This is a genomic window from Algoriphagus machipongonensis (assembly GCF_000166275.1).
GTDB lineage: Bacteria > Bacteroidota > Bacteroidia > Cytophagales > Cyclobacteriaceae > Algoriphagus > Algoriphagus machipongonensis.
On record NZ_CM001023.1, the window covers coordinates 3,336,107 to 3,362,738 of the forward strand.

The 26,632-nt window shown below is 38.5% G+C and carries 32 protein-coding genes; 18 read left to right on the forward strand and 14 right to left on the reverse strand.

The genetic code is table 11. The annotated features are described in order from the left end of the window. Positions 1-2: 2 nt before the first annotated feature. From ALPR1_RS13925 to ALPR1_RS13935, 3 genes are all read right to left on the reverse strand, one after another. The gene (locus tag ALPR1_RS13925; RefSeq protein ID WP_008201604.1) at positions 3-854 is read right to left on the reverse strand and encodes an alpha/beta hydrolase; all 852 of its coding nucleotides are present in this window, start codon (positions 852-854) and stop codon (positions 3-5) included. A 210-nt stretch (positions 855-1,064) separates the two neighbouring features. Continuing rightward, positions 1,065-1,460, reverse strand: coding sequence for a DUF1573 domain-containing protein (locus ALPR1_RS13930; RefSeq protein ID WP_008201605.1), 396 nt, complete (start codon positions 1,458-1,460; stop codon positions 1,065-1,067). Between the two features lie 112 nt (positions 1,461-1,572). Beyond that, positions 1,573-3,018 (reverse strand): ATP-dependent DNA helicase, encoded by a 1,446-nt coding sequence (locus ALPR1_RS13935; protein WP_008201606.1) that lies wholly within the window; start codon positions 3,016-3,018, stop codon positions 1,573-1,575. Positions 3,019-3,032: 14 nt separating this feature from the next. Between ALPR1_RS13935 and ALPR1_RS13940 the strand changes: the two genes are divergently transcribed. From ALPR1_RS13940 to coaD, 4 genes are read left to right on the forward strand one after another with little or no spacing between them, the layout of a single operon-like run. Beyond that, complete coding sequence (locus ALPR1_RS13940) at positions 3,033-3,542, forward strand: NUDIX domain-containing protein (RefSeq protein ID WP_008201609.1); 510 nt, start codon at positions 3,033-3,035, stop codon at positions 3,540-3,542. A gap of 49 nt (positions 3,543-3,591) precedes the next feature. Continuing rightward, positions 3,592-4,173: a hypothetical protein gene (locus tag ALPR1_RS13945; protein ID WP_008201611.1), complete on the forward strand. Its 582-nt coding sequence runs from the start codon at positions 3,592-3,594 to the stop codon at positions 4,171-4,173. Between the two features lie 12 nt (positions 4,174-4,185). After that, complete coding sequence (locus ALPR1_RS13950; RefSeq protein ID WP_050776401.1) at positions 4,186-5,004, forward strand: DUF3822 family protein; 819 nt, start codon at positions 4,186-4,188, stop codon at positions 5,002-5,004. Positions 5,005-5,007: 3 nt separating this feature from the next. After that, positions 5,008-5,463: a pantetheine-phosphate adenylyltransferase gene (gene coaD / locus ALPR1_RS13955; protein WP_008201615.1), complete on the forward strand. Its 456-nt coding sequence runs from the start codon at positions 5,008-5,010 to the stop codon at positions 5,461-5,463. Here coaD and ALPR1_RS13960 read toward each other — a convergent pair. After that, positions 5,451-6,140 (reverse strand): NUDIX hydrolase, encoded by a 690-nt coding sequence (locus ALPR1_RS13960; RefSeq protein WP_008201618.1) that lies wholly within the window; start codon positions 6,138-6,140, stop codon positions 5,451-5,453. The genes coaD and ALPR1_RS13960 overlap by 13 nt on opposite strands. A gap of 97 nt (positions 6,141-6,237) precedes the next feature. On the opposite strand from ALPR1_RS13960, the gene pyrE reads away from it, so the two are divergent. Then, a complete protein-coding gene (gene pyrE, locus ALPR1_RS13965; RefSeq protein ID WP_008201620.1) occupies positions 6,238-6,882 on the forward strand; it encodes an orotate phosphoribosyltransferase in 645 nt (214 codons plus the stop codon). 157 nt (positions 6,883-7,039) lie between these two features. On the opposite strand, the gene ALPR1_RS13970 is transcribed toward pyrE, so the two are convergent. Further along, a complete protein-coding gene (locus tag ALPR1_RS13970) occupies positions 7,040-7,558 on the reverse strand; it encodes a hypothetical protein (RefSeq protein ID WP_008201623.1) in 519 nt (172 codons plus the stop codon). 92 nt (positions 7,559-7,650) lie between these two features. Further along, positions 7,651-8,163, reverse strand: a complete 513-nt coding sequence (locus ALPR1_RS13975) for a gamma carbonic anhydrase family protein (protein WP_008201625.1) — start codon at positions 8,161-8,163, stop codon at positions 7,651-7,653. A 148-nt stretch (positions 8,164-8,311) separates the two neighbouring features. Here ALPR1_RS13975 and ALPR1_RS13980 point away from each other — a divergent pair, with 148 nt between their 5' ends. The 9 genes from ALPR1_RS13980 to ALPR1_RS14020 all read left to right on the forward strand — a co-directional run bounded on the left by ALPR1_RS13980 (position 8,312) and on the right by ALPR1_RS14020 (position 17,109). Continuing rightward, positions 8,312-9,037 carry a YceI family protein gene (locus ALPR1_RS13980; RefSeq protein ID WP_008201628.1) on the forward strand — a complete coding sequence of 242 codons (726 nt, stop codon included), beginning with the start codon at positions 8,312-8,314 and terminating at the stop codon, positions 9,035-9,037. Between the two features lie 65 nt (positions 9,038-9,102). Continuing rightward, entirely contained in the window at positions 9,103-10,359 is a 1,257-nt protein-coding gene (locus ALPR1_RS13985) for an anthranilate synthase component I family protein (RefSeq protein WP_008201630.1), read from the forward strand. Continuing rightward, positions 10,340-11,437, forward strand: coding sequence for a DNA polymerase IV (dinB, locus tag ALPR1_RS13990; protein WP_008201631.1), 1,098 nt, complete (start codon positions 10,340-10,342; stop codon positions 11,435-11,437). The genes ALPR1_RS13985 and dinB overlap by 20 nt, the downstream gene beginning before the upstream one ends. Before the next feature lie 98 nt (positions 11,438-11,535). Next, complete coding sequence (gene miaB / locus ALPR1_RS13995; RefSeq protein WP_008201633.1) at positions 11,536-13,014, forward strand: tRNA (N6-isopentenyl adenosine(37)-C2)-methylthiotransferase MiaB; 1,479 nt, start codon at positions 11,536-11,538, stop codon at positions 13,012-13,014. Continuing rightward, entirely contained in the window at positions 13,011-14,300 is a 1,290-nt protein-coding gene (locus ALPR1_RS14000; protein WP_008201635.1) for a sigma-54-dependent transcriptional regulator, read from the forward strand. Before miaB ends, ALPR1_RS14000 begins: the two co-directional genes overlap by 4 nt. Further along, on the forward strand, positions 14,284-14,829 hold the full coding sequence (gene lptE, locus ALPR1_RS14005; RefSeq protein WP_008201637.1) for an LPS assembly lipoprotein LptE: 546 nt from the start codon (positions 14,284-14,286) through the stop codon (positions 14,827-14,829). The genes ALPR1_RS14000 and lptE overlap by 17 nt, the downstream gene beginning before the upstream one ends. Positions 14,830-14,862: 33 nt before the next feature. Continuing rightward, positions 14,863-15,621, forward strand: a complete 759-nt coding sequence (locus ALPR1_RS14010) for a hypothetical protein (protein ID WP_008201639.1) — start codon at positions 14,863-14,865, stop codon at positions 15,619-15,621. 10 nt (positions 15,622-15,631) lie between these two features. Next, on the forward strand, positions 15,632-15,997 hold the full coding sequence (secG, locus tag ALPR1_RS14015; RefSeq protein WP_008201643.1) for a preprotein translocase subunit SecG: 366 nt from the start codon (positions 15,632-15,634) through the stop codon (positions 15,995-15,997). Between the two features lie 164 nt (positions 15,998-16,161). Next, on the forward strand, positions 16,162-17,109 hold the full coding sequence (locus ALPR1_RS14020) for a sterol desaturase family protein (RefSeq protein ID WP_008201644.1): 948 nt from the start codon (positions 16,162-16,164) through the stop codon (positions 17,107-17,109). On the opposite strand, the gene ALPR1_RS14025 is transcribed toward ALPR1_RS14020, so the two are convergent. Beyond that, complete coding sequence (locus tag ALPR1_RS14025; RefSeq protein WP_008201646.1) at positions 17,110-17,829, reverse strand: hypothetical protein; 720 nt, start codon at positions 17,827-17,829, stop codon at positions 17,110-17,112. It lies immediately after the preceding gene. A 215-nt stretch (positions 17,830-18,044) separates the two neighbouring features. Between ALPR1_RS14025 and ALPR1_RS14030 the strand changes: the two genes are divergently transcribed. The 3 genes from ALPR1_RS14030 to ALPR1_RS14040 all read left to right on the forward strand — a co-directional run bounded on the left by ALPR1_RS14030 (position 18,045) and on the right by ALPR1_RS14040 (position 20,559). Next, positions 18,045-18,323: a co-chaperone GroES gene (locus ALPR1_RS14030; RefSeq protein WP_008201648.1), complete on the forward strand. Its 279-nt coding sequence runs from the start codon at positions 18,045-18,047 to the stop codon at positions 18,321-18,323. Positions 18,324-18,360: 37 nt separating this feature from the next. Then, positions 18,361-19,992: a chaperonin GroEL gene (gene groL / locus ALPR1_RS14035; RefSeq protein ID WP_008201650.1), complete on the forward strand. Its 1,632-nt coding sequence runs from the start codon at positions 18,361-18,363 to the stop codon at positions 19,990-19,992. Positions 19,993-20,163: 171 nt separating this feature from the next. Further along, positions 20,164-20,559, forward strand: a complete 396-nt coding sequence (locus ALPR1_RS14040) for a response regulator (RefSeq protein ID WP_008201651.1) — start codon at positions 20,164-20,166, stop codon at positions 20,557-20,559. A 1-nt stretch (position 20,560) separates the two neighbouring features. On the opposite strand, the gene ALPR1_RS14045 is transcribed toward ALPR1_RS14040, so the two are convergent. The 3 genes from ALPR1_RS14045 to ALPR1_RS14055 are packed head-to-tail and all read right to left on the reverse strand — an operon-like array spanning position 20,561 to position 23,665. Then, positions 20,561-21,685 (reverse strand): serine hydrolase domain-containing protein, encoded by a 1,125-nt coding sequence (locus ALPR1_RS14045; protein ID WP_008201652.1) that lies wholly within the window; start codon positions 21,683-21,685, stop codon positions 20,561-20,563. A gap of 3 nt (positions 21,686-21,688) precedes the next feature. Continuing rightward, positions 21,689-23,197 carry a S10 family peptidase gene (locus ALPR1_RS14050; protein WP_008201653.1) on the reverse strand — a complete coding sequence of 503 codons (1,509 nt, stop codon included), beginning with the start codon at positions 23,195-23,197 and terminating at the stop codon, positions 21,689-21,691. A 57-nt stretch (positions 23,198-23,254) separates the two neighbouring features. Then, positions 23,255-23,665 (reverse strand): GNAT family N-acetyltransferase, encoded by a 411-nt coding sequence (locus ALPR1_RS14055; RefSeq protein WP_008201654.1) that lies wholly within the window; start codon positions 23,663-23,665, stop codon positions 23,255-23,257. Positions 23,666-23,689: 24 nt separating this feature from the next. On the opposite strand from ALPR1_RS14055, the gene ALPR1_RS14060 reads away from it, so the two are divergent. Beyond that, on the forward strand, positions 23,690-23,956 hold the full coding sequence (locus ALPR1_RS14060) for a hypothetical protein (RefSeq protein WP_040302854.1): 267 nt from the start codon (positions 23,690-23,692) through the stop codon (positions 23,954-23,956). On the opposite strand, the gene ALPR1_RS14065 is transcribed toward ALPR1_RS14060, so the two are convergent. From ALPR1_RS14065 to ALPR1_RS14080, 4 genes are all read right to left on the reverse strand, one after another. Continuing rightward, the gene (locus tag ALPR1_RS14065; RefSeq protein WP_008201655.1) at positions 23,953-24,234 is read right to left on the reverse strand and encodes a GNAT family N-acetyltransferase; all 282 of its coding nucleotides are present in this window, start codon (positions 24,232-24,234) and stop codon (positions 23,953-23,955) included. The two genes, ALPR1_RS14060 and ALPR1_RS14065, sit on opposite strands and share 4 nt — an antisense overlap. Before the next feature lie 2 nt (positions 24,235-24,236). Beyond that, positions 24,237-24,656, reverse strand: coding sequence for a VOC family protein (locus tag ALPR1_RS14070; RefSeq protein WP_008201656.1), 420 nt, complete (start codon positions 24,654-24,656; stop codon positions 24,237-24,239). Positions 24,657-24,669: 13 nt separating this feature from the next. After that, complete coding sequence (locus tag ALPR1_RS14075) at positions 24,670-25,032, reverse strand: DUF2116 family Zn-ribbon domain-containing protein (RefSeq protein ID WP_040302856.1); 363 nt, start codon at positions 25,030-25,032, stop codon at positions 24,670-24,672. Between the two features lie 64 nt (positions 25,033-25,096). Continuing rightward, positions 25,097-26,563, reverse strand: coding sequence for a hypothetical protein (locus tag ALPR1_RS14080; RefSeq protein WP_008201659.1), 1,467 nt, complete (start codon positions 26,561-26,563; stop codon positions 25,097-25,099). Positions 26,564-26,632 lie beyond the last annotated feature (69 nt).

The following is a 26,632-nucleotide window of genomic DNA, read 5'->3' on the forward strand; positions in this document are numbered from 1 at the left end:
GATTATTTCTCCAGTAAACTTGCAAAAAACACCATGTGGTATGGAAGGGCATTCTCCCAATATTTCCATGAATGGCCTCCGTCTCGCTCTGTGTAATCATGTGAAATTCCTTCGAAAACCAATCTTCTGTGCAATTCTCTGTTGGGTTGAATTAAAAAGTCATTTACCCCACAGTCGATCATCAAATGGATTCCATGTTCTTTGTAAACGTCGATATTATTGATAATACTTACCTCTTCGTAACGCTCTGGAAACTCTTCTTTGCTTCCCAAGATACCCGCAAATCCTTTTCCCACATCAATCATTGCTTGTTGTGGAAGACCCCATCCCTTAAGATCAGGATTTAAAGCTCCGCTCATACTTCCAGCCGCCAAAAACAGCTCAGGATGCTTAGCTGATAAATACAATGCTCCAAATCCACCCATAGATAAACCAGTTATCGCTCTCCCCTCTTTTTTGGCGATAGTTCTGTAGTTATTATCCATATAATTGACAACATCTTTAGAAATGTAGCTGTCGAACTGGCTATTCTCAACCACTGGGCTATCTATGTAATAACTAAATGCCTCACCTTCCGGCATCACAATGATAAATCCGTATTGATCAGCCAGTTTTTGGATTAAAGCTTTGTCTGAAATCTGCTTAGTCCAATCAGAAAACTTACCTACACCTCCATGTAATAAGTAAAGTGTGGGAAAATTTTTCTCTACCTGCTCATAAGAACTTGGAGTAACAACTACTGCTTTATAGGTAATCGAGGTTTTAGAGTTAGTTATTTGTACTGTATCTGATATTGCAAAACTTGAAGATACTATTGCTGAAAAAAGAAATAGAAGAAGGGCTGTGTATTTCATAAATATCTTGATTAGGGTCTGAATTAAACCAATTTTATTTATTGTTACAAAATGATACAATAGAAATACGGAAAATAAATTGATTTTTTATTTTCCTTTCTTGGCTTGTGAAAAAAAGACTTAACCAACAGTTATAATTGCATAAGATTTTCGGCAATAAAAAAGCCTCCCAATTTCTCAGGAGGCTTTCATTGTAGGTAGTATTTATCTTTATTTCGTCTTTGGAAGGACGTTAGAAATCAAGGATACTTTTTCTATTGGCTCTGAAGCATTAGAATAGATTCTTACAACAGAATTTTGTTTCCCCATTTTTCCAGTTGAATTAAACGAAACTTTAATTTCCGCTGTTTTTCCTGGAGCGATAGGGTCTTTTGGCCAACTTGGAACAGTACAACCACAAGTTGCTGCAACGTTGGAAATAATTAGGGGTGTTTTTCCTGAATTGGTTAATTCAAAAGTGTGAGATACTTTGTCTCCTTGGGTAATATCCCCAAAGTCCACTGACTTTTCCTTAAAGGAAATAACAGCTCCTGAGGCTTCCTGTGCATTTGCATTAAGGACAAGCGCAAATACAAAAAGACTAAATAAAACGGCAATTTTTTTCATGACTTTACTATCTGTTAGTTTTCAAATATTCAACTTTTCTGACTAGCATCAAAACAACGTAAATAAACACTAGCTGGTTTCAATAATGAAAATACCTTGCCAATTTTTCATTTCAAAGGCTATCTTCAGTTGCTTTTACAAAAAATAAAGGATTGAAATTCACTAGATAAAGTTCTTCCGTGGCTCTGGTGATAGCAGTATAAAGCCATCTGGTAAAATCCTGATCTATTTGATCTTCTTTTAAATAGCCCTGATCCACAAATACGGCTTTCCACTGCCCCCCTTGCGCCTTATGGCAAGTCAAGGCATAAGCAAACTTCACCTGTAAAGCATTCAAGTAAGGATCCTTTCTAATGAGCTCCATTCTCTCTTTTTTGCTAGCGACATCTGCATAATCCTCTGCCACCTGTTGATAAAGACTGCGGTATTGGTCTCGTGTAAGTGATGGACTGGGCGCATATAGTGTATCTAAGAGTACTTTCGCCTCAAACTGGGGTTCGTCTGGGTAATCCAGCAAGCGTAGTTCTAAAGTCGCAAAACGGAACCCATACAACTCTTCAAAAGATTTTATTTTGGTCACTTCAGCCATGTCTCCATTGGCAAGAAAATTCACCCGGTCAGACTCAGCCATATAAGTATAATTGTTCTTAACGATCATCAATAAATCTCCTCCGCAAATTTCATCTTCATAGAAATGGATGGTTTGACGAATATAAAGGTTGTATTGAACTGCGGATTTATTGGATCTTGTGACGATCGTTGTGTTTTCCGTACCATACTTGTCATAGGCATAGCGAAGCCCATCTTCCAGGCGTTCCCCTGTCATCTTAAAAGTATCCTTAAACAAATTGGTACTGATTTCTATCTTAGGAGTTTCTTGGGTTAATTGCCCCCTGAGTTGGGTAGCATTGTAGAGAATGCCAGACTCTAACTTTTGCCTCATCACCTCAGTCAACTCGATTTGGTCTGCGGTTAATCTAAAATGCCTCAATAGGTACCCAGCATCCAAAGCAGGGCTGTACTCACTTCCCACCGGTGGCAATTGGGCAGTATCTCCCACGAAGATCAAGCGATTTCCAGAACCCTGGAAGGTAAAGCGGATCAGATCTCCCAAAAGGGTTCCTGACATTCCTCCATCATCTGCAATCATGGAAGATTCATCTACGATGAACACAGTATCCTTGTAGTAGTTTTTCTGAAGAATAAACCCATTCCCAAGACTTCCATCCTCCCCTTTGGGCTTGTAGATGATTTTATGAATGGTAAAAGCAGCCCTTTGGCTATAATTACCCATCACCTTGGCTGCCCTGCCTGTTGGAGCTAAGAGTAATGCCCGCATATTCAAACGAGGAAGGGATCGAACCAAGGCTGAGATCACAGAAGTCTTACCTGTTCCTGCATATCCTCTTAAAACAAAAGTAGGTTCGGAGCTGGTATCAGTCTTCAAAAAAGCATTCATCTTCTCAAAAAACTCCCTTTGACCATGAGTGGGAGGAAAAGAGAAATTTTTGATCAATAAATCCGAGGGCTTCGGCAAGTGCTGATTATCTTTAGCCATAGAAGCGAATGTAAATGTCAAAAGACGAAATCAGCAAGGAAATAGAATCAAAATTTGGAAATCAGCTTAGAGTTAGGGTAAATGGCATCTTAATTCAGGATGAAAAGCTGTTAATGGTCAAGCATCTTATGGGGAATGGCAAAATTCTTTGGTCAGTACCTGGAGGAGGAATGAATTTTGGGCAATCTGCCTCAGAGAATTTGCAAAGAGAATTCCTGGAAGAAACGGGCTTAAATGTTAAAATAACCAAATATTTGTTCGTTCATGAGTATTTAGACCCTCCTTTACATGCGATGGAGCATTTTTTTAGTGTAAAATCCACAGGAGGTTGTTTGAAACTCGGAGAAGATCCCGAACTTAGTAGGGAATTCCAGATTTTGAAAGAACTTACTTGGATGAGTCTGGATGACATTAAATCTGTTCCAAAAGAATCCATTCATCAAATATTTAGACAAATTAAATCCCTTGATGACTTAGGTTTGTGGAAAGGATATTTTAATTTTGGAAATAATTCCATAAAATAGCACGTTTAAAAAACCTTCAACCTTACCTTGATTTTAAAAATTAATCAAAATGAATCTAACTAAAGTATTATCCTTTGTCTTCCTTTTAGCGGCACTAGGTCTTGGCTACCTTCTTTGGAAAGGCGTTGACGATGTAGTGGAAACTGAAAAAAGAATTGCTTTGATTGAAGCAGCAGTCATTGAAAAGCTTCAAATGCTGAGAGATGCAGAATTAGCATATCAAGCTTCTAACGGAGAGTACGCAGATAACTGGAATGATCTTAAGAATTTCATCCAAACAGGTAAGATCTGGATCGTAGAAAGAAAAGAAACAACTAAATTATTGGAATACGGTAAAGAAGAAACAACCGTAACATTCGATACTTTAGGCTCTGTTAACGTAAAAGACTCATTGTTCAACGAAAGAAAATATCCTGACTTCAATCTAGAAGCTTTGGCAGTCGTTCCAGGTTCTGGAGGAAAGCAGTTTGAATTCTTCGCGGATAAAATCGAAAGAAACAGTTATGAAATTGCTGTATTCGAGATTAGAGACCCTGCTCCAGTTAATCCTGAAAGACAACTTAACAACAACGAAAAAGCTTTAAAAGTAGGATCCAGAACTGATGCTTCTACAGAAGGTAACTGGAAATAATCCAAAAGGATTTTGGAAAACACTCTGAAAGTATACAAAAGTGATAAGTTTGATGTGGAGGACACAACAAGCTTATCACTTTTTTTATATCCCCACTCATTAGCAATATTCGCTAAGGACAAGAATCTTGCGAATATTGGTATACATTATTACACCTCCTTTGATTGGGATGATTTGGATAAAATAGTGGTATCAGACCCACTGTTAAAACTGGATCTTCCAGCCAAACTTTATATCCACCAACCGGTATTTAGCTTGGTTCCTGGAGTTTTGTTCCAACCTGGACAAGAGGAAAGCTACCTATCCTTTGCAGGAAAGATGGAAAAAGACCTGTTTTACTATTCTTCACCCATGGATAGCAATAACATACAGCTTGTATCCTTTCTTTCTAAAAAAGCTAAGAAAGCTTTAGAAGCACGGTTTTCTGAGCTATCCTATCATCATGGAGCAAGTTCCTTTCTCTCCTACCTATTCAAAGAGCGGTTCAATCTTATAGGACAGGAGATTTCTGTCTGCATTATTGACAATTACATTTATCTCGCAGCTTTTACTGATCAGGAAATTTCTGTCTTCAATATTTTTGAAATCAAGAGCCGAGAGGATATTCTGAAATATATCAGTATTTTGATCACACAGCTGGGTTATGAAAAAAACCACGTAAGGATAACTGTCTACGGAGCTACCGAACATTATGAGGTGACTGAAAATTGGGCAAAAGATTACTTCTTACATTTCAGAATTTTGAGACCACATTCCAATCAAAATTATTCACATGGGTTTAAGCATTTGAAGTCAGGTGGACTTTTTGAAGCATTTTGGCAATTCGAATAAAAGATGAAAAAAATAGCCATTTTCCCTGGATCCTTTGATCCCTACACGATGGGCCATCATGACATTGTTGTCAGAAGCTTGAAACTTTTTGATGAAATCATCATTGGGATAGGCTACAATTCGACCAAACAAAATCGCTACTTTGATATAGATTTAATGGTCAGTAAAATTGAGGAGGTTTATAAGGATATCCCTCAGGTAAAAGTGATCGTTTACAACGAGCTTACCTCTACTTTAGCAAAAAAGCACAACGCAAATTTCCTTATTCGAGGTTTAAGAAACACCACTGACTTTGAATATGAAAACTCAATCAGTCAGATGAACCGATATCTAAATGATGAGTTGGAAACAGTCTTCCTGATCACCTCTCCTCCTATTGCAGCGATAAGTTCTACGGTCATCCGAGAAGTACACCGCTATGGTGGTGATGTCGCAGAATTCCTTCCTTATAAGATTTGAGGCTTGGGGTGACCTTTAATAAACTGCTTAAATAAGTATCGCATAGATGGATATGAATTAACTAAGGCAACTTTGGCATCACCTTCATAAAACCATCGAATATCATCAATCCCTTCCTCCTTTTGTGGAGTCATCCCCTTATCACTAATACACTCCATTTCATACCAATAGGTCTTTTTAAGAATGCTTTTCCGGTTTTGGGAATACGTATGCCAGGTATTGTAAAGATGCTTGGTAGCCTTTACTTTGATAGCACACTCCTCCTCCACTTCTCTTATTGCACACTCTTCGGGAGTCTCGCCTTTTTCAAATTTTCCTTTTGGGAAATCCCATTTGCCCAATCGGTAAATTAATAAAACCTGATGTTTCTTGTTGGTTACCACGCCACCAGCAGCTTTGATGATGTTAAAACGACTTTTTACAAACTTCTTCAAAACAGATCTGTCTTTTGAGACCAAGGTAATAGAATCTAAATCCTTTAATTTCCTTGTCCTCATGACATACAATATCTTGATTATCAGATCATGAGAAGGCTCATGAAAAAGCACATCATCCTTCCAATCTATCTTTTCCGGTAACTCCTCTGATGCTTGGTAAATCGACTCATAGCTTTTTTTGGCTTCGAGCTCCTCATAGGAAATCAAGTTCAAGGGCTTGTCGTTTACAAAAATTCTCATGGTAAAACATCGTCTTAAATGTGGTCAATCGATCAAAAATGCATAAAAAAATCAGCAGCAACAACCTTCAGGAAAGTTTATCACTTATTTTTGGGGTATGGAAATTTTAGACTCAAGCGTAGCTGCAGAAGTAGCAGATAAATTACTGGAAATTAAAGCGATTCAATTAAAACCTGAATCCCCATTCACTTGGGCTTCCGGATGGAAGTCTCCAATTTATTGTGACAACAGAATTTCTTTGTCTTTTCCTGAGGTTAGGAATTTGATCAAAGACCAACTGGTCAAAAGTGTAATGCACTATTTCCCAGAAGCAGAGTCCATTGCGGGTGTTGCTACTGCAGGAATCCCTCAGGGAGCATTAATTGCCAATGACCTTGAACTTCCTTTTATCTATGTGAGGTCGAAGCCAAAAGGTCATGGTATGGAAAACATGATAGAGGGCAAAGTTACACCAGGTCAAAAGGTAGTTGTTGTGGAAGACTTGGTCTCAACTGGAGGAAGCTCATTAAAAGCAGCCGCTGACTTAAAAAAAGCAGGTTTTGAGGTGTTAGGAATGGTAGCCATATTTAGCTATGGTTTTGATATCGCTTCTGAAAACTTTAAAAATGCAGGAATTAAATTAATCTGCCTGAGCCATTATGAAGCCTTGCTTCCAAGAGCTATCAAGAAAAATTACATAAGCGATGAAACGTTGAAGTCGCTTTCATCATGGAGAAAAGATCCAGGAAGTTGGACACCATAAAAATGAAAATTTCTCATTAAATTTTTTATCAAAATGAATACCCACCTTCCGGTGGAAAGGGAGTCGAAATGCTTATCTATTAATTTAAGCGCTTCGACTCCTATCATTTTTACATTAAAATATCTTGAAGTCAGCCTCTATTTTAGCCCTGGGAAGATTAGGAGTTTTCAGACCTAACAGTGTTTGGATAGATTCTATAATGACTCATTAAGCCCACTAATAAAAATATAGCTAGCAAGCCAACAAGCATCCATTTGGAAGTCGTAAAGATGGAAGCTAGGGTTGCAAGTACCTGATGTCTTTCTGGGAAGTCATTCAAAATTCCAATAATCAGGATATTCTCAAAGAAATCCATAACAAAGATCCCCAAAGGGAGAATTGCTACTTTGCTTGATTTCCAAAAAATTCGCAACAATCCGATAGCAAGAAGTCCATACACGAGCATGTAGGGGAAATCCAAAGCGATTATTCCAAATTTGTATGCATTCCTCTCGGAAAGTGAAAGATTTCCAAGTGATTGGTACGCCTGATCTACAGAATAGGCGAATTTTAAGTCCAATGCATATTCAGAAGGAAGAAAATAATTCAACAACACGTTGAATAAAAAGAAAAGTAGAGTTAGAAAAACCAGCGTCGACCTTTTCTTAAGCCATAAAAAAATTGCTTTTAAAATCATAAAAAATGTATTTAAACCAAAGAATATTAATTAAAAGTAACTAAATACTACCATTTCAAAAAATAATGGGATTAAATAATCGCATCAAGTCATTATTTTTCAAACCACTTAGCATACATGGGGTAATTTTTAGCCGTCCTATCAATTACTTCCTGCATATTCTCTCCTGTATCCTTTACTTTTTTTGCAGGCATTCCTGCATAAATAGAATTGGCTTCCACAACGGTCCCAGCAAGAACCACTGCTCCGGCAGCAATTACAGCGCCTGAATGGATTACAGCTCCATCCATTACAATAGCCCCCATTCCTACCAAAACCCTATCGTGAATGGTGCAACCATGAACAACGGCATTATGAGCGATTGAGACCTTGTTCCCAATAATTGTGGGGAATTTTTGGTACGTACAGTGGATGACTGCCCCATCTTGTATATTGGTATCGTCCCCAATTTTAATAAAGTGAACATCGCCCCTAATAACAGCATTAAACCATACGGTACAGTTATTTCCCATCTCTATTTCTCCTACAAGAGTTGCATTGGGTGCCAACCAACAATTTTCACCTAATTTTGGCTCTTTTGAATTCACTGGAACAATTAATGCCATAGCTTGTTTATAGATGTTGAAATTCAAATCTAAGAAGATCTTAAGAGTGAATTTTAATTTTGTAAATGAAACTTTTTAAAAAAATTGGAGTTTACATGTATATACATATAAATTTGCACATTCAACTTTATCTTAATAATCAGTAGAAATGAAAACTATTAAACTAACTGGATTCTTACTAGCAAGTGCTTTACTTACATTCTCATGTAACAAGCCGTCTGAAACAGTAGAAACATCTGAAGCAAAAGAAGTAGCAACTTTAGAAGGTAAAAGCCTAAGCATTGATCCTGAAGCAACTACCATCGCATGGAGAGGTTACAAACCAACTGGACAACACTTTGGTAAAATTCCTGCTGTAAATGGTGAATTGGCGCTAAGTGGATCAGAAATTACTGGAGGTAAATTCACCTTCGATATCACAGGTCTTAAGATCGAAGATATGGAAGAGACTGATGAGAGCTACGGTAAGCTTTATGGTCATTTGCAATCAGCAGATTTCTTTGATGCAGAAAACCATCCTCAGGCAACATTTGAAATTACTGAAGTAATGCCTTTCTCAGAATCAGATAAAATTGCAGTAGAAGAGCAATTTGAGTCAGAAAACACGCCAAAAAGTGCAACTGAACTATCTCCTGAGCAACCAACGCACTGGATCTCAGGTAACCTTACTATGAGAGGTAATACAAAAAACATCAAATTCCCTGCAGCAGTATCCATTGACAATGGTGTAGTATCTGCTAAAGCTGGATTTAACATTGACAGAACTGCATGGGGTCTATCTTACGGTGACGAGGCTGATGCAGTAGATAAGACAAAAGATAAATTTATCTATAACACGGTTTCTTTAAACCTTAATGTTACAGCATCTGAATAAGCTTCCTGAAGTTTATTCTTTTAAAAAGAGGAATTCGATTCGAATTCCTCTTTTTTTGTATCCAAATGGAAAAATTCCCTTTCAGCTACAAACCTGACTTTCCTGACTGGCAACAAAAACTGTTGTACTGGGCAGACCAAACCCAGCCCTTTTTAGCCTATTTTCAAGGGAATCAATACCCCTATCCCGAAAACCCCTTCGAACATTTATTATTTACTGGAAACCAAGAACTGAAAGAAGCTGAAATCTGGGATGATTCATTAAAAATTCAAAAGGTTGGAATAATTGGGTATGATTTTAAAAACAGGCTGGAAAAGCTTGAAAGTAATAATCCTACCCTCATCCCACTTCCTGATTTGTGCTTTTTCCAGCCTCAAATCTCTTTATGTATCCATGAAGAGGAAGTCCATAGTAAAACCAACCTTTCTCTTTCCTTTTGGCAGCAGGTTGAAGCCATTTCTTTACCGAAAGTAAATACTAGTTGCCAGATCAACCCCTTGTTAAGCAAAGAGGAGTATATAGAATCTGTGCTCAAAATCCAGGATTTCATCAAAGAGGGCGAAACCTACGAGTTGAATTTTTGTCAAGCGTTTACGGGTGATTTTGTCAATTGGGATCCTATTTCAGCTTTTCATAAACTCCAGAAGCTCTCCCCTATGCCATTTTCAGCACTCTTCAAGGCAAAGACCCAATGGTTGATTTCCGCATCTCCCGAACGTTTTCTAACCAAAAAAGGAAGGAAATTAATTGGTCAACCTATCAAAGGCACTATTCACCGTGGGAGCAATCAGAAGGAGGATTTGGCTAATAAATCAGATTTACTTGCAAGCGAAAAAGAAAGAGCTGAGAACCTGATGATCACAGATTTAACCCGGAATGACTTGTCCAAGGTTTCACTTACAGGTTCAGTTAAAGTAGATGAGCTTTTTGGCATTTATCCTTTTCCAAGAGTCTTTCAAATGATCAGTACAGTTTCGTCTATTTTAAAACCCGGGGTTGGATTTGAGGAAATCATCCAGGCAACTTTCCCGATGGGCAGTATGACGGGAGCACCTAAAATCCGTACCATGAAACTGATTGAAGAACTGGAAAATTTCAAAAGAAATTGGTTTTCGGGAGCCATTGGCTGGATAGATGAGCAAGGCGATTTTGACTTTTCTGTTGTCATCAGAAGTATCATTGCTGATTTAGAGATTAAAAAACTTTATTTTGGTGTTGGCAGTGCCATTACCTCAGATGCAAATGCAGCCTTAGAATATGAGGAATGTCTATTGAAAGCTCAAGTGCTGCTGGAAGTACTCGATGGAAAATCCAAAAACTAATACAGTCAGAAAAATCATACATGTGGATATGGATGCTTTTTATGCATCTGTAGAACAAATGGATCATCCTGAGTGGAGAGGGAAGCCTTTGGTAGTGGGTGGAAGTCGTGCCCGAGGAGTAGTGGCTGCCGCCAGCTATGAAGCTAGGAAATATGGTGTTTATTCTGCCATGGCCTCCAGTATTGCTGTACGAAAATGTCCCCACCTTATTTTTGCCAAACCCAGATTTGATCGATACCGTGAATTATCCCTGATGATTCGAGAAGTGTTTTACGAATACACTGATTTAGTTGAGCCTTTGTCCTTAGATGAGGCATTTTTAGATGTGACAGAGAATAAAAAAGGAATAAACTCTGCAATATTAATTGCCAGGCAAATCCGGCAAAAGATTAAAGAGAAGACAAACTTAAACGCCTCTGCTGGAGTCAGCTATAACAAGTTCCTTGCTAAAATTGCTTCAGATTTAAACAAGCCCAATGGTCAAGCATATATTTTACCGGAAGATGCAGAAGAGTTTTTAGAGAAACTTCCCATTGGAAAATTCTTTGGAATCGGTAAAGTCACTGCTGAAAAAATGCAGAAAATAGGAATACATAATGGGGCTGATTTAAAACAGTTTTCCCTTCAATTTCTCTCTAAAAAATTCGGTAAATCAGGACTTCATTATTTCAATATTGTAAGAGGAATTCACCTTTCTGAAGTCCAGCCACATCGGGTTAGGAAATCTCTCAGTGCAGAAAACACTTTTGAGGTAGACCTAACCACTGATGAGGAACTGCTCAATAAACTACAGCCTATCTACGAAGAGGTCATTCGAAGACTTGACAAATCAGGCATCAAGGGTAGAACTGTCACTTTGAAATTGAAATACTCTGACTTTAGTCTTCAAACCAGGAGCAAAACTTTAGAGCAATATCCTGATAAAGAAATGATTTGGGAGATCGCAAAGGAACTATTAGAGCAGGAAGTGGTTTCTAAACCCGTTCGTTTATTAGGGCTAGGACTTTCCAATTTAAATATCACAGAAGAGCATGAGCATTTCGGGGAGCAACTGAAGATTCCTTTCGAAAAAGAATAGCTCCGAACCTTTTTACAGATCTTCGTAAATAAACAGCAAAGTAAACTGCCATTTTGTCCGCATTTTATTAATTTCGCATCCCGAAAGTATTTCTATACATGGATAATTTAATTAAAGACATTGATATCATCTCTGGAGAAGAGGCACAAGCATGCGACTTCAAAACTACCGTAGATGAGAATACGGGTAAATCCCGAAAATTATATATTGAAAGTTATGGCTGTCAGATGAATTTTTCTGATTCTGAAATTGTGGCTTCCATCATGAAGGAAAATGGATTTGACACCACCTCTGATTTCAATCAGGCTGATGTGATTTTCCTAAATACTTGCTCTATTAGAGAAAAGGCAGAGTTAACTGTCAGGAAACGACTTACCGACTTCAATAAAGCCAAAAGAAATAAGCCTGAAATGACCATTGGAGTTTTGGGATGCATGGCTGAGAGGCTAAAAGACAAGCTTCTGGAAGAAGAGAAGATTGTTGATGTGGTTGTTGGGCCAGATGCATATAGAGACCTTCCCAACTTGGTTTCCTCAGCTGAAGACGGAAACAAAGGAGTCAACACCTTTTTATCAAGAGAAGAAACGTATGCAGACATTGCTCCAGTAAGATTAAATTCTAATGGAGTTACAGCTTTCATTTCTATCATGAGAGGCTGTGACAATATGTGCTCCTTCTGTGTAGTCCCATTTACCAGAGGAAGGGAAAGAAGCCGTGATCCACATTCTATCGTAGCAGAAGCTCAAGATCTTTACGCCAAAGGGTACAAGGAAGTGACTCTTTTAGGACAAAATGTAGATAGCTACAAATGGTCGCCAGAAGAAAACAACAAAGCAAGGCTTAATAAAAAAGAGGAGGCTGTTAGTTCGGTAATTAATTTCGCAAACCTTTTAGAGATGGTAGCGCAAGTTTCTCCTACTCTAAGAGTTCGATTCTCCACTTCACATCCAAAGGACATCACGGATGAGGTTCTTTATACGATGAAGAAGTATGACAACATCTGTAAATACATTCACCTACCTGTTCAGAGTGGAAACAGCCGTGTTCTAGATTTAATGAATAGAACTTATGACAGGGAATGGTATCTCAATCGAGTGGAATCAATTCGTAACATTTTGGGTGACGAATGTGGAATTTCCTCGGATATGATTGCAGGGTTTTGCTCCGAAACTGAGGAAGAACATCAAGACACTTTGACCTTGATGGATATCGTAAAGTACGATTTCTCTTACATGTTTTTCTATTCCGAAAGACCTGGCACCTTGGCAGCAAAGAAGTATGAAGATGACATTCCGCTCGAAGTCAAAAAGAGGCGATTGGCTGAAATCATCAGCAAGCAAAGCAAACTCTCTCACGAAAGAAATAAATTAGACATCGGAAAAGAGCAAGTAATTCTAATTGAAGGAATTTCTAAGAAATCCGATCAAGAATATCGAGGCAGAAACTCCGCAAATAAAGTAGTGATCATTCCGTCGGGTGATTATGGCATAGGAGATTATGTCTTGGTGAAAATCAAAGACTGCACTCCTGCTACTTTATTTGGAGACATCCTTGAAGTAAACCCTACGCTTTCATGATTTCAAATTCGGAAATACAAACTGTCAAGCAAAGGTTTGGAATCATTGGAAATAGCCCTTTGCTAAATCATGCCATTCAAGTGGCAATGCAGGCATCTCCAACAGATATGACGGTGCTTATCACAGGTGAAAGTGGTAGTGGTAAGGAAAGTTTTTCCAAAATCATCCACTCACTCAGTAAGAGAAAACACGGTAAATTCATTGCCATCAACTGTGGAGCCATTCCGGAAGGAACTATTGACTCAGAACTTTTCGGACATGAAAAAGGCTCATTTACAGGTGCTCATGAAGCTCGAAAAGGCTATTTTGAGGTAACAGATGGCGGATCAATTTTTCTAGATGAAATAGGTGAAATGCCACTTGGCACCCAAGCTCGACTTTTGAGAGTTTTGGAAAATGGTGAATTCATAAAAGTTGGCTCGTCGAAAGTTCAAAAAACCAATGTCCGGGTTATCACTGCCACCAATGTCAAGCTTCTTAATGCGGTAGAAAAAGGAAAGTTTAGAGAAGATCTATATTATAGATTAAACACCGTTCCGATTTTCGTCCCTCCCCTTCGTGAGCGAGGAGAAGATATAGTTCTGCTTTTCAGAAAATTCACTTCGGACTTTTCTGAAAAATATCATGTCAAACCAATTTCCTTAGATCATGAAGCCCAAAGGCTGTTGATGAGATATCCATTCCCTGGGAATATTCGTCAGCTTAAAAACCTAGCGGAGCAAATTTCTCTTCTGGAAGAATCACGTGAGGTAAATGGCGAAACAATTTCAAAATATCTCCCAACAGACAATTCCAGACTCCCGATGGCGTTAAGTCATCAAAGTTCCGGTAAAGAGGCAACGGATTTTTCTGAAAGAGACATCTTGTATAAGGTTCTTTTTGAGATGAAAAAAGACATGAATGATCTCAAGAAACTCGTGTTGGAAAGCTATCAGAGCGGAGGATTAAATCAAAGTATCATTCAAAAGCACCAAGGGCTATTTGAAGATATGGATAGCGGGATCACTCCTAAAGAAAAATCAGATTCTTCTTCCAATTACTCAGTACCTTTGGTCATCTCTCCCCAGAAGAACAACGAGCCTTCGGAGGAGTATGAAGATGAAGGAATAGAAGATATTTTCCATGAGGAAGATGATAATTCACTTTCTTTGGAGAAAAAAGAAAAGGAAATGATCCTTAAAGCTTTGCGCAAGCATAATAACAAAAGAAAATATGCTGCAAGCGACCTAGGAATCTCCGAACGAACACTCTACAGGAAGATCAAACAATATGAAATTGATCAATAAAACGTATCTACAACTCCTTTTGGGAGCGTTTTTGACTCTGAGTCTATCAGGTTGCTCGGTCAATTATAGCTTCACAGGAACTACCATCAATTACGAGGAGGTACAGTCTTTTTCCGTAGAAAACTTTTTTAATGATTCTGGAGGCGGGCCTGCAAATATGCAGCAGCTATTTACTGAATCATTGAAAGAATACTACCAGAGAAATACACAACTGGAACTCGTCAGATCGAATGGTGACTTACAGTTTGCGGGAGCTATCAATAGGTATTCCCTCACACCACAATCTGCGGTATCTAGTTCCAATCCTAACTTACCTGATCGTGCAGGTCAAATGAGGCTTACCATAGCCGTAGAAGTGGAATACCTAAACCTGAAAAATGAAGAGGAAAATTTAAGAAGGACATTTTCGTTTTTTAAGGATTATGACCCTAGAACCACGACCTTATTAGATGTAGAAAATCAACTGGTTGAAGAAATATTTGAAAATATTATTCAAGATGTCTTTACAGCCACGGTAGCAAACTGGTAAATTCCCTATATTAAAAGCCCAAAAGCAAAAAGAGTGAACGCAGCGCAGTTTATAGAAATTATTAAGAAATCAGAATTTCCTGAAAAAAGTGATATTCTAGCACTTAAAAAGATTCAGGAAAATTTTCCGTATTTCCAGATACCTCATGTTTTAACTGCCCGTTTTGATTATCTAAAAAATCAGGAGAAACACGGAGAAGCTCTTGGTTTTGCAGCGATCACTAGTCCCGATAGAATCTGGCTAAAGGAGTTGATCGAGAAAAAGCCTAGCGTTGCTAAAGAGGCTCTAAAATCAGGAGAAAAAGAAGATTTGCTTCCAGAGGAAGCGAAAGGAAATAAAGACCCTAACTTAAGGACACAGTCCTTGGTAAAACTTGGTAATGACCTAAAAGGCACTCCATCACCCGCTGAAAAGCCTGCAGAGGAAAAACCAAAGCCGGTTCGAAGAAAGAGAAGAGCTCCAAAAGATGACTTAATCGAAACGATCAAAAAGAAAGAGAAAAAGACGATCGTAGATGCTAAAAAGAAAGAACAAATTGATTTGATCAAAGCTTTTAGCAAGAAGTCAATCAAAATGGCGACGATAAAAGAAATCGAAGCCAATCAAAACACAGAGAACCTTGCTGAAAAAAGCACCAAGATTAATGACAACTTGATCTCAGAATCTTTTGCAAAATTACTTGTCTCCCAAGGCAAAAAGCCGAAAGCAAAGCAAATTTATGAGAAATTGATGTTGAAATTTCCGGATAAAAGGTCTTACTTTGCGGACTTGATTGAAAAACTGAAAGAATAATCCTAATTATATGTTTACTTTATTAATCACCATTATACTGATTTTAGCAGTATTGCTAATCTTGGTCATCCTAGGTCAAAACTCCAAAGGTGGAGTTGGAGCAGCTTTCGGTGGTAGTGCTTCCCAAATCATGGGAGTTACCCGTACCGGAAACGTTCTTGAAAAAGCAACTTGGGTTTTGGCAGTATCTATCTTGGTACTTTCATTAGCAACTTCTGCTTTCTATTCAGGAAGTCAGCCAAACCAATTTTCTTCCCCTAACATTGAAAGCGCGAAGCAACAAACCGTATCGCCTACGTTTGGAAATGACGAAAGCGTTCTTCCAACAGAAACTACTCCTGCTACTAGCGAGGACACCACTTCTGGGGGTGAATAAGTAAGAAAAACAAAACATTTGTTAAAGTCTGCTCTAAAAGGGCAGACTTTTTTTGTTTGTCTAAGTTTGAACTGGTATTTTCCAATCTAGTAGTCACCAAAATTCTGGTCGCCTTGATTTGATTTTGAGCTATCGGAATTCTTTTTACCATCCAATTCACCTCTATGTACTCAAAACCTATTCGTCTCGAGGATCTTCATATCGAGAATTGGCCCAACCTAATACTATGGGCAGCACCAATCATGTTCCTTTTAGTTTTTATAGAATGGGGCATCAGCGCTTACCAAAAAAAAGACACCTACAATACCAAAGACTTTTTTGCAGCATCCACTATCGGCTTGGTTAACGTAGGGATCTCTGCTTTGATTAAAGTGGCCACTTTCGGTTCAGCTCTGTTCTTTTACAATATTTCTCCATTTACGATCCCTGTGACTTGGTGGTCTTTTATCCTTTGCTTTATTGCGATCGATTTCGCCAGGTATTGGGCACATAGAATTGCTCATGAGCAACGTTTTTGGTGGGCGACACACATTACGCATCACAATAGCTCAAAGTACAATTTATCTGTCTCTTTTCGTTTGGGATGGACACAGCACATCAAAGTCATCTTCTTCTTCCCAGTGATGTTTATGGGCTTCAACCCATTTGTCTTTTTCATCTGCCATCAAATTGCTGTTCTTTATCAATTTTGGATCCACACAGAATACATCAAGAAGCTACCTAAGCCTATTGAATTTATTTTCACTACTCCATCCCACCATCGAGTACATCATGGCAGCGACGCGCATTACCTTGATAAAAATTACGGTTCAACGTTTATTATTTGGGACAGGATGTTTGGCACTTTTATGCCCGAGGCAGAAAGACCTACTTACGGGATAACCAAGCCTGTAACTTCCTACAGTCCTATATACCTGGTATTCCACGAGTGGAATGACATCTTCAAAGACCTTAGAAAAGCAAATAGCTTCAAAGAGGCATGGAAAATCCTATTTGATAAGCCAGGTGCAGAAATCATTGCCAACAGGGAAAAGGCCGAATCTGAAAAGAAAGCAGCTTCTGATTCCTTGATCAGGGAAGAGCTCTTGTCATTGGAGGTTCAGGAAAAGTAATTAGGCATCAGAATTAGATACATGCTGCAGTAGCAATCGTTTACTGACAGGAAGCAAAGTTTCTTCTAAGGGGAAATCATGATGGCAATGTAGTCTCCAGGTGGCTGGATTTGGCAGCTCCTGGATATCTTTAATTAACTGCAATTTAATTTTCTCGAGCGTGTTGATTATTGTTTTCTGAAAAACACCTACCAACCACATCCGAATACTTCTAAACCTCTCCCCTGCCATTTGCAATAGATTGGACTGGTAGCGGAAAGCTAGTATCTCATTGGAATATTCTTTTGAGAGAAGCAGAAAACCCTCTTTGGTATAAATGGGCATAATCCCAACGGGCTCAAAAGCAATCTGAGTTTCCACATATTGGTAGATTTCCTTCCCTTTTTGGATTTGATTGGCGAGCATGGGCAGTGCAAAATCTGTGATATTGGCTATTTCCTGCATCAAATCTCCTTCGGGTTCTTTCGCTGCATAATTGAGTTTCCCCTTTTCAAAGTCAATTCCGGTCAATGCCTTGGGAAATAAGTTTTTCAAGTTGGATTTCCCTTTTTTAAGATCGTCGAGATTTCTATGATGATCTATGAGCTCTCCCAAGACAGGGTAAAGCTTGGAGGCATCAAACTGTTGGTCTGTAGACTGCAAATAAGAGAGTAATTGATACTTTTTGTATTCAAAATCAATCAGCCCTTCGGCAATCCAGTTTTTAGGAAGTGTCTTCATAGGAAATAGGTTTACCAAAAATTAATAAAATCTGACATAAGTTTTGTCATGTTTGGAAAAATTGACAGACAAAAAATTGAAAAAAAACGACTCAATATGCGCTATGACCTGACATTAACAGTCGATTTGTCAGCCTTTTTGACAAATCCTTTCTTGGCATAAGAAGTGCTATTAGGCATATGCATTTTAATCTAACATTTAAACAAATAAATTATATGTCAAACGTGAACATCAAACCTCTTGCAGATCGGGTTTTAGTACAACCAGCTGCAGCGGAAGAAAAAACCGCTTCCGGACTTTATATCCCGGACACTGCCAAAGAAAAGCCACAAAAAGGTACTGTCGTAGCAGTGGGGAATGGTAAAAAAGATGAGCCCTTGACTGTACAAGTTGGAGACACCGTACTTTACGGAAAATACTCCGGTACTGAGCTAAATGTGGACGGCGGAGATTACCTCATCATGAGAGAATCTGACATTTTCGCCATTCTGTAAGTAATCACTTAATCGTAAACCAAAAAATCAAAGAAATATGTCTAAGGAACTATTTTTCGACACAGATGCTAGAGACCGCCTGAAAAAAGGTGTTGACGCTCTTGCCGATGCAGTAAAAGTAACATTGGGACCAAAGGGACGTAATGTGATCCTTGATAAAAAATTCGGTGCACCTACTATCACTAAAGATGGTGTTTCTGTAGCTAAAGAAATCGAATTAGAAGAGCCTATCGAAAACATGGGAGCTCAACTTGTAAAAGAGGTGGCTTCCAAAACTGCAGACAATGCAGGTGATGGTACTACTACTGCTACTGTCCTAGCACAGTCTATCTTCAACGTAGGTATTAAGAACGTTGCCGCTGGTGCTAATCCAATGGATCTTAAAAGAGGAATCGACAAAGCAGTTACTGCTGTTGTAGCTTCTTTAAGAGCTAACTCAAAAGAAATCTCTACTTCTAAGGAAATCGCTCAAGTAGCGACTGTTTCTGCAAACAATGACGAAGAAATCGGAACCATGATTTCTAACGCCATGGATAAAGTAGGAAAAGATGGTGTAATCACTGTAGAAGAAGCAAAAGGTACTGAAACTGAAGTTAAAACTGTAGAAGGTATGCAGTTTGACAGAGGATACCTTTCTCCTTACTTCGTGACTAACACAGAGAAAATGGAAGCTGAATTAGAGCAGCCATACATCTTGATTTACGACAAGAAGATTTCTTCTATGAAGGAATTGCTTCCTGTACTTGAGCCAGTAGCTCAGTCTGGAAAACCATTGGTAATCATCTCTGAAGATGTGGATGGTGAAGCATTGGCTACTTTGGTAGTAAATAAAATCAGAGGTGCTCTGAAAGTTGCTGCTGTGAAAGCTCCTGGTTTCGGTGACAGAAGAAAAGCTATGTTGGAAGACATCGCGATCCTTACTGGCGGAACTGTAATCTCTGAAGAGAGAGGCTTCAAGCTAGAGAACGCTACTACTGACATGCTTGGTAGAGCTGAAAAAATCAACATTGACAAAGACAATACTACTATTGTTAATGGATCTGGTGATGCTACAGCAATCAAAGGAAGAGTATCTGAAATCAAAGCTCAGATCGACAAAACTACTTCTGACTACGACAGAGAAAAACTTCAAGAAAGACTTGCTAAGCTTTCTGGCGGTGTAGCTATCCTTTATATCGGAGCTGCAACTGAAGTAGAAATGAAAGAAAAGAAAGACCGTGTAGATGATGCACTTCACGCAACTAGAGCTGCCGTTCAAGAAGGCGTTGTTGTAGGTGGTGGTGTTGCATTGGTCAGAGCTAGCGAAGCTTTGGTTGATCTTAAAGGCCTAAACGAAGACGAGGATACTGGTATCAACATTATCAGACAAGCGATCGAATCTCCATTGAGAACTATCGTATTGAATGCTGGTGGTGAGCCTTCTGTCGTGATCAACAAGATCAGAGAAAACAAAGGTAACTACGGTTACAATGCTCGTACTGACAAATATGAAGACTTGTTCAAAGTGGGTGTAATTGACCCAACTAAAGTAACAAGACTAGCACTTGAAAATGCTGCTTCTATCGCTGCATTGCTATTGACCACTGAATGTGTAGTAGCAGACGTGAAAGAAGATGCTCCAGCTATGCCTCCAATGGGTGGCGGCGGAGGAATGGGCGGAATGATGTAATTCCAACTATTCAAAAATTTTAAAAGGAGGTCCTTAGGCCTCCTTTTTTATTTGCCTGATAACTAGGCATCGTATTTATTTAAGGCAAAAAACCACTAAAATACTTTTTTAAGGCAAGGGAATAATTGTATTTTGTACTTTATTGCCCCAACTAGATATCAAAATCGTTAAATGATTCACTTTGACGCCATTTTTCTCGTGGATGACGATCCTATCAATAACCTAATAAACAAACGGTTATTGAGTAAAGTGGAGATAACTGAGAGAATTCAAGAATTTTTAGAAGGTCAGTTTGCCATAGAGCGACTGAATGAGGAACCTTTGGATAAAACCCTATTGATTTTTTTAGATATAAATATGCCTGTAATGAATGGTTGGGAGTTTCTGGAAGCCTACATGGAGCAGCATCCAAACAGAAAAGATAAAATTGTTATCCTTTCTAGTTCCATCGATTTTCAGGACAGACAAAAGGCAAAAGGATACCCTGTCGTTTCAGGATTTTTAGAAAAACCCCTCACTTTGGATAAGATCCATATGCAATTATCAAAATATAGGATCAAGGAATAATTTAATCCAATACAGGACCAAGACGATCCCAAATCTGTCTGATGAGTAAAAATGGAACAGGCAAATCGCCTGGAGCCCCGCCCATTCTCACAATCACTAAATTCTGCGATGGGACAACCATTACAAACTGTCCATTCTTTCCCATAGCCTGATACATGTCTGCAGGTGCCTGCGGCACCAAACTTCCAGGCAACACCTGTTGACTTTGAGGGACCATGTAAGAATTTTTGCCATTCAACCAGGTGAGGTAACCATAGCTTGGGTTTAAATCCTGCGAACTTTGATGAAGGTCTTCAAAAAAATCTCTATCCCCTATTTGTTCATTGTCCCATTTTCCATTTGCCAGTAGCAGTAAGCCAAACCTAGCCATAGACCTTGCATCACTATAAAAAACATTATTATCTCCTGTTTTCTGCCACATCCCTTTCATACCAATCTTATTCCCCAGCCTCTCTTTAAAAAAAGTCTGATAACTCATGCCGGATGCATTGGTAATTACTTGATCTAGCAAGGTATAGGGAGCATTATGATAGGCCCATCGCTCTCCTGCCTCAGCTTTGAAAACAAGGTTTTCCTGGTTGGTTTTTTCTGGGTAAGCAACTTGATCATCCAAGCCAGTAGTCATGCTAAGGTGATGGCGAATTCGAATATCACGCTCCTCGCTGTTCGGCATGGATGTCCACCCTTTCCCCAAATACTCTTGCGTTCGGTCTTTTAAGGACAATAATTTTTCATCCTCAGCTAAGCCAATCAAACTTGCAGTCAAGGTTTTTCCTGCGGAAGCCCAATACCAAAATGAATTCTGATCCATTGGCCCCAAGCCCGTAAGCTTATTTCCCCAATACTCCTCCACAACAATCTTTCCGTCCTTAAGAATAATAAACGCGCGAGTATCTTGAGTAGGCAACCAAGATAATAATTCCGCTAAGGCAGTCCCATCCCATCCCAGAGTTTGAAAATTAGTTTCCTCCCAAATTGAAGATTCTGTGGGCGGGTAATATAGGGAACTATTGGAATTTGGTTCCTGTGCATCGGCACAAGAGGAAAAAAATAAAATCCAGCAACCAAACACTAATTTTCCAATCACTTGAAAAGCTCTAAAAACTGAAAGATTGCTGGATTCCATAAATTATTTTCTTAAAGTATCTTGAATAAATTCTTTTAAATCAGTCCTGAATTTCTCGGCTGAAGGTAAATGGGTATACATCATATGGCCCGCTTCATAATAAGTCATCTTGATTCTATCTGAAGCAGATTTTGGTAAACCTAAGTGTGAAATAGAATGCTCAACCCCATAAAACACAGTTGCCAAATCATAATATCCATTCATAATCAACACTTTCATATTAGGATCCTTACTAAGGGCATCAGCCATATCTGGCAAAGTCGTGATCGCGCCTGTTGTACCCCAATACTGATTACCTCTATGAGACCAATCCCATTTAAACCCATCCTTGCTGTAAGCTGAAGGTGCATACAATAAGTCCTTGCTTACTCCTAAGGCACCATGAAAGTAGTCAAGAAATAAACTGGTATAAGCAGGTGAAATTGCATCACTTTGCGGGTCAGTAAAGGCAGACATGGACATAGGATCAAGATTAATCCCTTTATATCTAGAATCGAGTCTTCCCACAGTCATGCCTTCATCTCTCAATAATTCCTGGAATGTTTCTCCGGCATCCATCTTCAGACCAGCTCTTAACCAAACCTCAGCATCAATACCAGTATAACCTTCTAATTTCTGAGCAATAGAATTTTTATCTGCATCGGAAATGGTATTTCCCTTGAATAATGCCGGGGCATATTCATTTTCAGTAAAATCTCTAACTTCCTGAACAAAGGATTCTATATCCGATCCCTTATTGGTGATTTTGTCATGATATCTTGCCGTTACTGCTACCGTAGGTAAGTAAGCGATATTAGATATATCCTCGTTTGGTACGAAAAACAAAGTTCTCAGGTCAAAAACAGAGGAAACCATGATTACACCGTTCAAGGCATAGCCTTGGTTCAATAAATAGCTCATTACCCCAGCATTTCTGAAAGTACCATAGCTTTCTCCCAAAATGTATTTTGGAGAATTTAAGCGATCATACTCCTTCAAAAACTGCATGATAAACAAGCTGACGCTCCGGATATCCTGATCTACACCCCAAAAGTCTTTTCCTGTAGCGTCTCCAATCGGAACGCTAAGCCCTGTACCTACAGGATCCATCATCACCACATCCGCTACGTCCAGGATAGAATATTCATTATTTGCCAATTCGTATGGCCCAGCCTGATTATAGTTAGGGTCATCAACTACAATTCTTTTGGGACCCATAATCCCCATATGAAGCCAATAGGAAGATGATCCAGGACCTCCGTTATAAGAAAATATTATCGGACGGTCTTTTTCAGGGTTCTCTTTAAAATACGCTGTAAACCCAAAAAGGGCGATAGGCTTATTCTGTTCATCTTTCAATTGGAAAGTTCCAGCTTTTGCGTTTAGGTTAATGGTTTTACCATCAATCGTTACGGACTGCTTCGAGTCGAAAACTTGTCCTTCGGGGATTATATCTGTTTTTGTTTCGGTTTTTTCCTGAGCTATCGCAAAGGTCGAAACCAAAAACAAAACCAGTAGAAATCTGATTTTCATGATTTTTAAATATTTATTGGTTGAAATGGTTTAATTATGAAGCAGTTTAACAAAAAATCAGGACATAGGCTCACCAACCTTCAACTGATAACATCGCTCATGTAAGTGAAAGCCTAATTTCTGATAAAAGGCCTCGGCATCCTCTGCAGAAAACAATATCAATCGTGCAGTTGGGGCAATTTCTCTTGCTTTCAAAAGCAATTCTCTACCGATCCCCTGTCTTTGATGAGATTTCTTGACCGCCAAATCAGCTACAAAAGTGCGATAACAATAATCAGAGATCCCCCTCATAAAACCAATAAGATTCCCCTTATCATCTCTTGCGGTAACCCAGAGATTTGCTCCGCTCACCATCTGCTCTAGAAGCGTTCTATCTTCCATGGGTCGTCTTTTGGCGAGCGTTGATTTTTCTAACACTTCAATAAATTCCTCTAAAGAAATGTGTTGCTCTATTTGAATAGAAAGCATATATTAAATTATTAATTCAAAAATATGACAGGAGGAGCTGGGTTTAGTATGTCAGGAAATCATTCGATGAAAGACAATCGAAATTTGGGAAAAATCCGTCCCAAATCAAGTGCTTCAAGTCAATATGATTATAAGAAAAAAATGGATTTGGTTGATCAAAAAAATCTAGATCAAGCAATACAATTTAGAATAGATCGGAAATACCAAAGTGATCAAAGAAGAAAATGGATTTTTAGAATGCTTTGTATCGGAGGAATTATCTTGACTATAATCATTTATTTAACAAGCTAGACCAATACATCTTGTAATTCCTTTCTTTTCTGAAAGGTTGCTTTTGCAAACGGGCAGAGTGGCAATACTTTGATCTCTTCTTTTCTTACATAGTCCACCAGTGCTTCCAAGAGTTGAGCTCCTATTCCTTGTCCTTTCAATGACTCATCTACCTCAGTATGTTCGATGATCAATTTCTTGGGGCCTGCCATGACATAAACCATTTCAGCAACCTGCTTTCCTCCTTGTTCTAAATAAAACCAACCTTTCTTCCCGTCAAACTGATGTTGTATTTCCATAATTAAGTTTTCGTCCTTCCTTCTACCATCTCATTATAAACCTTGTTAACTGGCTCCCAAAGCTCGATACTATGACCATCCGGGTCTAAAATATGAACAAATTTACCATAGTCAAAAGTCTCAATTTCATCGAGAATAGTTACTCCCTCCTTTTTTAATTCCACTACTAACTCCTCAAGATTTTCCACACAATAATTCAGCATAAAATCCTTTTCTGAAGGTTTGAAATAAGTAGTATCGTCCTTCATTGGAGACCATTGAGTAAAGCCTTTTTGCTCTGGATTTTCCGAGCTTCTCCATTCAAATGTGGACCCATAGGCATCTGTTTCTAGGCCTAAATGTTTTTGATACCAATCCTTCGTCTTCGCAGGATCTTTGACTTTAAAAAACACACCTCCGATTCCAGTCACCCTTTTTTTCATGATTTCTATTTTTTTATGACTCTTTCCCTTTGACAATTAAAAACCAATTTCCTTCAAGCTCTAAATAACCATAGTCATAACAGTAGTGGTATTGGTTTCCTTTTTTATTAGTATAAATATGCGTATTGTATTTAAAACTAAAGCCGGCCTGCACCAATTTATCTCTTGGTGCTTTGGCTAGGTTCTCCCCTTTTGGAATCATACCTTCTAGGATGTTCCTATTCCTTTTGAGAGTATAATTGATATTTCGAATCAAATTCGTCGTAATGGCATTTTGTTGATTATTGTACGTATTTCTACAGGAATCATCACAAAACTTCTTATCAACCCTTCCTCTAATCGGCTCGCCACAATTTAAACAGGTCCTTTTCTCCATGCTTTTCTTAAAAAGTAAACCTTAATCTACTAATAAAAGAAGAATTTAGGAATAGTGTTTTAAGTCAATTGTAAACAAATTGAGCTGTCAGCTTTGTACTTGCATCGGATTTTAACCTGACCCAATGAGCTGAGTAACCGACCGGAAAAATGTAAGGCACATATTCTCCCGGTTTTACTTGGATCATTTTATACTCCGACCACTCTTCATTCCCCAAGAAATCTACTTCTATTGTAATCGAGACTGGAACTGTTCCTTCATTTTTAAAATGAATCATTTTTTTATCGAAACCATTCATAAGATACGGATCTGAAACAGTTCCTGCATCCACCTCTTCATTTTGCCAAACTGCCCCAATTCCAGAAGGTTTTCCATAATTCCATAGGTCATCTATATTTTGGAACAATAATCCAGATTGAGGTTGTCCCACTCCATGATCAGTTTGATCACCTGCCATCACGAACATTCCCCTCCAAAAAACAAAATCAGGAACAATTCTGAGGTGATAAGAAATCGGCTTTATTCCCCAAACAAAGCCCCCATAGGTCATCATTGGTAATTCATAAAAAATTCCATGTGCATCCATTATGAATCTTTCTGTTTGAACTTCTCTGATCCGCATCCACTCCGTATTCCATGCATGGTCAAATGAGTGACTTCCTTTTGGCATCCTGTATCTTTTCCATTCTTTGGATCGATCATTATAGGCCTTTAAAATTACAGACTTCTTATCCCAGCCAATTGCAAAAATAGGGTTACCATAAATGGATTTACCTGCAAAATTAGAGCTATTCTTTCCTCCTACACCTATGAAAGCTGTTCGTTCTAGAATAGTCCATTTTTCACTTTTTCCATCCCATTCAGCTAGTCTTCCAGCAAATGATTCTTCTAGAAAATCACGCTCATCATAAGAGTTATTAGCTACCACCACCCTTCCATTTCCAGTATGTCCATCTTTAAAATGCACGTACCCTGTTTTTGGAATTTCTAACTCATTATACAAATTAAAAAGCTCTTTAACTTCAAGTGTGTTTACATCACATTCGAAAAACAACCCTTCCATGGTAAGAAAATAGACTTTGTTTGTCGGATCAATTAAATGCTCCATTGTAGCCGCCAGTCTATGTTTGGATAGCTCTAGACTAGTCCTGACCTCTCCTTCACTATCAATAAAATGAGGGCCTATAATCGCCTGCTCAGATGGGTTATGAATCATACGGTTAGCAAATGTCCCAGTAATGCTTTCAGGGTGCTTTTGCATGGACATATCTTCAGAAATTTGATATAATCCAATACCTGAACCTTGAATATGCGCAACATACCCAATCATCCATAGCTTATCAGCCCACGGGATCAATGCCCCTATCCCACTTTCACTTCTATTTTTATCCGATGGGCCCACAACAGATATGTGAGGAAATACACCATTTACCTGAATTGGAATTTTCTTGGTTGTTTCTTGATTTTGAGCAAATACCTGAGAAAATGCTAACAGGGAAACAATAAATATACTTAACACTATATTTTTCATAACACGAAAAATACGGATAATTATTACTTTTAAAAAAATCAATAAGAATCCAATTATAAAAATGGATTA